Genomic DNA, 6,998 nt, shown 5'->3' with positions numbered 1-6,998 from the left:
GCAGCAACAACCCGTTCACGAAGATCAATCGAATAGGCTCGGCTCATCCCTACTGGCCTCCTGCCCAGCCAGCAGGTTGAATCACAAAATGCAGACCTCGTGAATCCCCAATCGATTCAGTCAAAACAGATTACGCTCTAGGGAAGATACCAGAGGATCAAGCTATCGCAACCGTCAGTGCTGATGGAGCCTGCGACACAAAAGGCTGCCACGAAGCTATTGCCGCATGCGATGACTGTGGCGTCATCCGCGCCCGCTGTAACGCACGAGATTGACCCGAAAGCACGCTAGGCGCCGCGTGGCCCGCAATGAGCCGCTCGTGCAAGCCGCTGCCTTGGCAGAACCATCTGGAAGCGCTGGAGTGGCTACCACTAGCGCAGCCGCGTCGAGACCAATCAAGTTGCTGAGGGAACTCATCATGACACGAGAGGCGCCGAGCTACAAATCCGTGCAACCGCCCTCAACCGCTTTACCACACTCGGAACGCCAGAAACTCAGCGTGTCGTGCAACCACTTGCCGACAAAGACCAACTCAAACTGCAAGCAGATTTATGCAGCAAAGCCATGCCAAACCGGGCTATATGCATGGAGCAAGCCCCGCGCTTCGCTGCATGACTATACAAAGTCAAGCTGAGCGCTATGTATCGAAATCTGTTACTATCTCAATAATTTAAACGCCAATTCTCACCAATTTTCAGGTCTAATTTAACCTTCTGCACAACAGGCACTGCACAACGGCTGCGTCGACTGAAGCACATCATTGACTTCATCGCCTGCGAGCGGACCGGGCCTGTTCATCCACGCTCAGGCAATATTCCCCGTCTGCTTACCCTTGGAGAAAACCATGCGCAAAAGTCGGTCCCACAACTGGGTTATTGCCCTCACTTGGCTCACCCTCCCCGTCGCCGCACAGTGCCAAGATGCCGCCAGTCCGGTTGTCATCCGCGTCGGCGCTGACTATCCGGATTTCGTCAGTGCGATCACCGCTGTGCCGGCGATTCGTGCTCGCACCAATGGCAATCGCGCAATCATCATCGAACTGCCTAGCGGTATTATGCGCCTGTCATCGCCGATTAGGATCTATGGTCCCCATGGTGGCACCACGAGCAGTCCGCTCACGATTCGCGGCGCAAGCGATGGCTCGACCCAAATCATCGGCTCGCGCCCGGTTAGGACCCGTAAGTCGACGTCGGATGACTTTTATGGAGGACCGGTCCCGCAAGGCTCCCGCACATTTGCCTTGGGCAGTATCGATGTCCCCGACGGAGGGTTACGTCCAAGAGGCGTGTATGTGGAAAACAGAACAGCCGCCATCGAGGTTTTTCAAGGTGCATCACAGCTGTGGAACGCGAGATGGCCTAACGCGGGTTTCGCCTCAGCAAGTCTCCTGAAGGCCGATAAACTAGGCGCTGGGCCGACGGTTCGGTTTCCCGGCGACAGGCAAAAGCGCTGGATCACCGAGCCCAGCCTGTGGATAGGCGGTCGTTGGTCCCGTGGCTGGGACTTCGAGTTAGGGGCTGTCCAGGCCGTGGACGCGCAGGGGCGATATGTCCGCGCAGCGGTCCGCGCCTCGAAGATCCCGCCGGGAGCCACGCCTAAGTTGTTCATTGCAAACGCCTTGAGTGAGCTCGACATGCCTGGCGAATATGTAGTGGATGGAAAGCGCAAACAGGTGTCGTTCTTGCCCATCGAGGGGGCTGGAACGTTGATTGAAGTGGCAGTCGCACCTAGCCTACTTGTGCTGAATGATGCACAAAATGTCCAAATTGAAAATATCGGTTTCAATCGCACCCTTGGAGCCGCTTTGGTCATCCAAAACTCGAAAGATGTGCGTGTGGAGCATTGCGCCGTCAGGCAGACTGGTGGCGACGGGATTGACGTTCAGGGCGGAAATGGCGTTACCATCAGCAATTCCGTTGTGAACGCCGTAGCTGAAAGAGGGATTCTGCTTTCGGGCGGACGTCGGACCACCCTCACACCATCCCACCATCGAATCGTCAGATCCATTGTTGCGAATTTTGGCCTAGAGAGCCCAGACTACAGCCCCGGTGTTGCCCTTTCGGGTGTAGGTCAGGAATTGCAGGGATCACTAATTGCCGGAGGTGCGCATGCCGGCGTATTGCTATGGGGTAACAATCACCGAATTATTGGCAACGAAGTCACGCGTGTCGCTCTTGCAAGTGACGATGTCGGTGCAATCTATATGGGGCGAGATTGGACACAACTCGGTAACGACATCACTGGAAATTATATTCATGACTTCGGATATGTAGATGTAATTAATAAAATAACGGCAGGAGTTTACCTCGATGATCAAATGAGTGGTACTAAGGTGAGTCGCAACGTTATTGTTGGCGGTGCTATTGGAATTTTTATTGGCGGCGGGCATCGGAATAACATTTTTAATAATATCTTCGTCAATCAATCGTCTTCAGCGATTCGTTTCGACAATCGCGGAATGGGGTGGCAGGCAGAGCGAAAAGCCTGGGAGGTGAGCTCAATCAACGACCAACTCATTGCCAAACTGAAAGATGTTCCAGTGGAGAGTAGGGCTTGGAGGAGCCAGTATCCCGACCTTGCGTCTCGTACCCCGTCCCAACTCATCGCGCCCGAGGGGAATGTACTGAGCGACAATGCGGTTCTCGGTAAGCGCATGATCGCCAGCTTCCCGCCACAGATTGCCAAGATGATTTTACAATCAGGCAACTGGAATGGACCTATATCGAGGAATCCAGAAAAGTTATCTAATTTGAATGAATTATTGAGCGGGAATAATAGTTACGGAAAAATTCTAGATGGAATCCTGCATCGAGCAGAAATTCGGAATCTTTGCGCGATGTTATCATATCCAGGCGGTGCCGTGACGCATATAGTAAACCCGAATATTGACCTGTCTCAGCTCGCCACATCCCATCCGAAATTCCGGCCAGACTTTGGATTGTTTGCTGAACCGGACTGCTGATAATGGCAGGACAGCCCGGTTTCTTTGATCTTTCGGACCGATGAGGCATTGAGTGCGCCGGGTGATGTGCTGGAACGGTTGGCCGGGGTGGTAGACTTCGAGGTATTCCGTGGCCCCTTGATTGCCGCTCTGCGCCGGAGCGCTCTGGGCAAGGGAGGCAGGCTACCGTTCGATCCGGTGATGATGTTCAAAGTGCTGGTGCTGCAGGCGCTGTGCTCGCTGTCGGACGAGGCCACCGAATTCCAGATCAAGGATCGCCTGTCGTTCCAGCGCTTCCTAAGCCTCGGGCTCGATGGCAAGGTGCCGGACGCGACCACGGTGTGGCTGTTCCGGGAGCGTCTGGTGAAGGCCAAGGCAATCGACAAGCTCTTCGCCCGCTTTGATGCCGCGCTGACCGACCGGGGCTATCTCGCGATGGGCGGGCAGATCATTGATGCTACCGTCGTGCCCGCGCCCAAGCAGCGAAACACTGAGGCCGAAAAGGCGGCGATCAAGGAGGGCCGGATCCCCGCGACCTGGATGGCAAAGCCGGCGAAGATCCGGCAGAAGGGCCGGCAGAAGGACCGCGATGCGCGCTGGAGCGTAAAGTATACCAAGGCCAAGGTGAAGGAAGGCACCGATCCCAAGGGGTTCAAGCCGGTTGACCTTGCCATCCCGATGTTCGGTTACAAGAACCACATAGGCATAGACCGGGCGCACGGGTTGATCCGCACTTGGGATGTCAGCGCCGCCAATGCCCATGACGGTGCCCGGCTGCCAGAACTCGTCAGCAGGGACAACACCGGCTCAGGGGGCTGGGCAGATACCGCATACCGCTCGAAGAAGAACGAGGCCTTCCTCGAGCGGGGCATGTTCAGAAGTCACATCCACCAGCGCAAGCCGAACCGACGCGCCATACCCTAGCGCATCGCACGCGCCAATGCAAAGCGATCGGCCGTGTGCTCGACGGTCGAGCACGTGTTCGCCGGGCAGAAACACCGCATGAGGCTTGTCGTTCGCACCATTGGCATGGACCGCGCACGCATCAAGATCGGAATGGCCAACCTAGCCTACAACTTCCTGCGGCTTGCCTGGCTTGAGGGGCGAACTGCGCCCGCATGACCCTAAATCAGCCCTGAAGGTCGGCCGATCACCCGAAAGCGCCGGATCAAGCCTACCAAACGGCCCCTTCCGCGCCGCTGTCAACCGATCCTGTCGTAATCACACCGAAATCAGACGGTTCTTCGAGGTCTCCAACTGTCTGCCATGCCCCGAAATGGATCGCCAGCATACGCCAACCACAGCCCGAACGAACAAGGTCGAGCACTGCGTTGTTCACCTCGCGGAAATCCATCTCACGGGGACGGCTCCGGCGTCCCGGCTTGGGCATCAAGGGCGCTAGGCGATCCCATTCCTCATCAGTCGGTCACTGGGGTAGCGCTTCGTCTTCTTGGCAATCTGGGCCATTCGCCCTTGGCTCTGCTGCGTTCACATGCAGAGCCTGAATCAGACAAAACCCTCAACACCCCCGTCACCAATTTTCCAAGCAGTTTCTCAGCGCTGGCCAGTATAACAACTAATATTTACAAATAAAATAGTCAGCGCACAGTATTTTTGTACCACTCATATGTTTGTTTCAGACCTGTTTCCAAGTCAATTTTGGGTGACCAACCGAGCGTCTGCAATTTTGATGAATCCATCAATTTGCGTAGTGTGCCGTCCGGTTTGCTTGCATCAAAAGAAATCTTCCCACTAAAACCGGTGACCGTCGCCATCTTCTGGGCGAGTTCACGGATTGTGATATCCTCCCCATATCCAACATTCAAATGGCTGAGCATTGGCTGGGCGGACGTTTTGTAGATCTCATCTGGCAGGTTCAAAACATATATCGAGGCTTCTGCCATATCGTCGACGTGAAGAAATTCGCGCCTCGGTGTTCCTGACCCCCAAATTACTACTTCATCCTGTTGATTCTGAACGGCAAGATCAAAACGTCGCATCAATGCCGGAATGACATGCGAATTCTCGGGATGAAAATTATCGCCTTGGCCATAGAGGTTCGTTGGCATAACACTGCGATAGTCAGTGCCGTACTGGCGATTATAGCTCTCGCAGAGCTTAATTCCCGCAATTTTCGCGACAGCGTAAGGTTCGTTTGTGGGCTCGAGAATGCCGGTAAGAAGAGCATCTTCGCGCATGGGCTGCGCAACAGCGCGAGGATAGATGCAGGACGAGCCGAGGAACAGTAGCTTCTTGACGCCTGCAGCATAGGCCTGATGAATGACATTACATTCAATCATCATATTTTCATATATGAATTCAGCGGGATAGGCATCGTTTGCGTGGATGCCTCCAACCTTCGCCGCAGCCAGAACCACGGCGTCCAGCGTCTCATTCTCAAAGAAGCTACGCACCGCTCCCTGATCTGTCAGATCAAGCTCGACATGGGTACGGGTCACCACTTCGACGTCGCGTCTGGTCAGCTTGCGACTGATGGCCCCGCCCACCATTCCGCTGTGCCCCGCCACAAAGACACGCATTGTTTAAAACTCCTTCCTCAGGATTCTAGGGATACTGGAATGCTAAAGCCATGATCTTTCAGGAGCGCGTATCGTTTAGCGACCTTGAGATCCTCGGCGACCATTTCCTCACACATGGTCTGAACGCTGACTTCCGGAACCCAACCGAGCTTTTCCTTGGCCTTTGCAGGATCACCAAGCAGCGTTTCCACCTCGGACGGCCGGAAGTAGCGTGGATCAATCCGGACAATTATGTCACCAGGCGCGACGCCGGGCGCTTCCTTCCCATTGACCGCCTCGACGATGCCGACCTCATCGACACCTTCGCCCTCAAATCGAAGAGTGAGGCCAAGATACTGGGCCGACCATGTAATGAATTCCCGGACCGAATATTGGATGCCCGTCGCGATAACAAAATCTTCCGGCACATCCTGTTGTAGCATCATCCACTGCATGCGGACATAGTCCTTAGCATGCCCCCAGTCGCGTAAAGAATCAATATTTCCCATATAGATACAAGATTCAAGGCCCTGCGCGATATTGGCAAGGCCTCGCGTGATCTTTCGGGTCACAAAGGTTTCGCCGCGCCGAGGACTCTCATGGTTGAAGAGAATGCCATTGCAGGCATACATTCCATAGGCTTCGCGGTAGTTTACAGTGATCCAATAGGCATACAGCTTCGCGACTGCGTAGGGCGAACGGGGATAAAATGGTGTCGTCTCGCGCTGTGGAATCTCTTGGACCAGGCCATAAAGTTCGGATGTGGAGGCCTGGTAGAAGCGCGTCGTTTCCTGCAAACCGAGAAAACGGATGGCCTCGAGTAAACGCAGTGTACCAATTGCATCAACGTCTGCTGTATATTCCGGCGCCTCGAAGCTGACCGCAACATGACTTTGCGCGCCAAGGTTGTAGATCTCGTCGGGCTGGATCTCTTGGATGATCCGCGTCAGATTTGACGTATCTGATAGATCGCCGTAGTGCAGTTTTAAATTTGGTGAAAGCAAATGGGGGTCTTGATAAATGTGATCGATTCTCTGGGTGTTGAATAGCGAAGCACGGCGCTTAACCCCGTGAACCTCATAGCCCTTTTCAAGTAAAAACTCAGCGAGATACGAGCCATCTTGCCCAGTAATGCCCGTGATTAAGGCAACTTTCTTGCTTTTCAATATAAGTTCCCTTCAACATATGATGTTTTAGCAGATGGATTTGCATTTTTAGGTGCTGAGGGCGGTGACGCATTTGTCGCCGTCACGACAAGGCCAGAGGAATGAGGGCTTTTTCCCACATGACCGGGCCATTGATACTGGGCCCGCTGGGCGAAAAAACGGGATCTGGCAAGAGTGAAATGTACAATATTCGGAATTCAGTGCTCGGCATGGGTAGCGATATTTCACCATCAGAAGCAAACACCCCTGCCAATCCGCCCCATGCATCCCTGCTGCGCTGCACTGGATCGCTTATATGAGCTTTCTTGAGATGCCAATAAGGCTTTTATCGCGCTCGTGCCGGACGCGCACATTGCAAAAACGTCTACATAT

Annotated in this window: 3 protein-coding genes and 3 pseudogenes; 3 read left to right on the top strand and 3 right to left on the bottom strand. The window is 54.3% G+C overall.

Annotated features, from left to right (window positions below; genetic code table 11):
- Positions 1-137: 137 nt before the first annotated feature.
- From NN5_RS27105 to NN5_RS23540, 3 genes and pseudogenes are all read left to right on the top strand, one after another.
- Positions 138-504 (top strand): annotated as a pseudogene (locus NN5_RS27105) (IS5/IS1182 family transposase); the annotation flags it as partial.
- 340 nt (positions 505-844) lie between these two features.
- On the top strand, positions 845-2,962 hold the full coding sequence (locus tag NN5_RS25510) for a right-handed parallel beta-helix repeat-containing protein (RefSeq protein ID WP_084385134.1): 2,118 nt from the start codon (positions 845-847) through the stop codon (positions 2,960-2,962).
- 2 nt (positions 2,963-2,964) lie between these two features.
- Positions 2,965-4,063: pseudogene (locus tag NN5_RS23540) on the top strand (IS5 family transposase).
- A gap of 133 nt (positions 4,064-4,196) precedes the next feature.
- Here NN5_RS23540 and NN5_RS25505 read toward each other — a convergent pair.
- From NN5_RS25505 to gmd, 3 genes and pseudogenes are all read right to left on the bottom strand, one after another.
- Positions 4,197-4,408, bottom strand: a pseudogene (locus tag NN5_RS25505) (transposase); the annotation flags it as partial.
- Positions 4,409-4,539: 131 nt separating this feature from the next.
- Positions 4,540-5,481, bottom strand: coding sequence for a GDP-L-fucose synthase (gene fcl / locus NN5_RS23535; RefSeq protein ID WP_067738972.1), 942 nt, complete (start codon positions 5,479-5,481; stop codon positions 4,540-4,542).
- Positions 5,482-5,498: 17 nt separating this feature from the next.
- Positions 5,499-6,626 (bottom strand): GDP-mannose 4,6-dehydratase, encoded by a 1,128-nt coding sequence (gmd, locus tag NN5_RS23530; protein WP_067738969.1) that lies wholly within the window; start codon positions 6,624-6,626, stop codon positions 5,499-5,501.
- Positions 6,627-6,998: the final 372 nt, after the last annotated feature.

Source organism: Novosphingobium naphthalenivorans NBRC 102051 (assembly GCF_001590985.1).
GTDB lineage: Bacteria > Pseudomonadota > Alphaproteobacteria > Sphingomonadales > Sphingomonadaceae > Novosphingobium > Novosphingobium naphthalenivorans.
The sequence above is the reverse complement of the archived record's forward strand: the minus strand, read 5'-3'. Positions and strand labels throughout refer to the sequence as shown.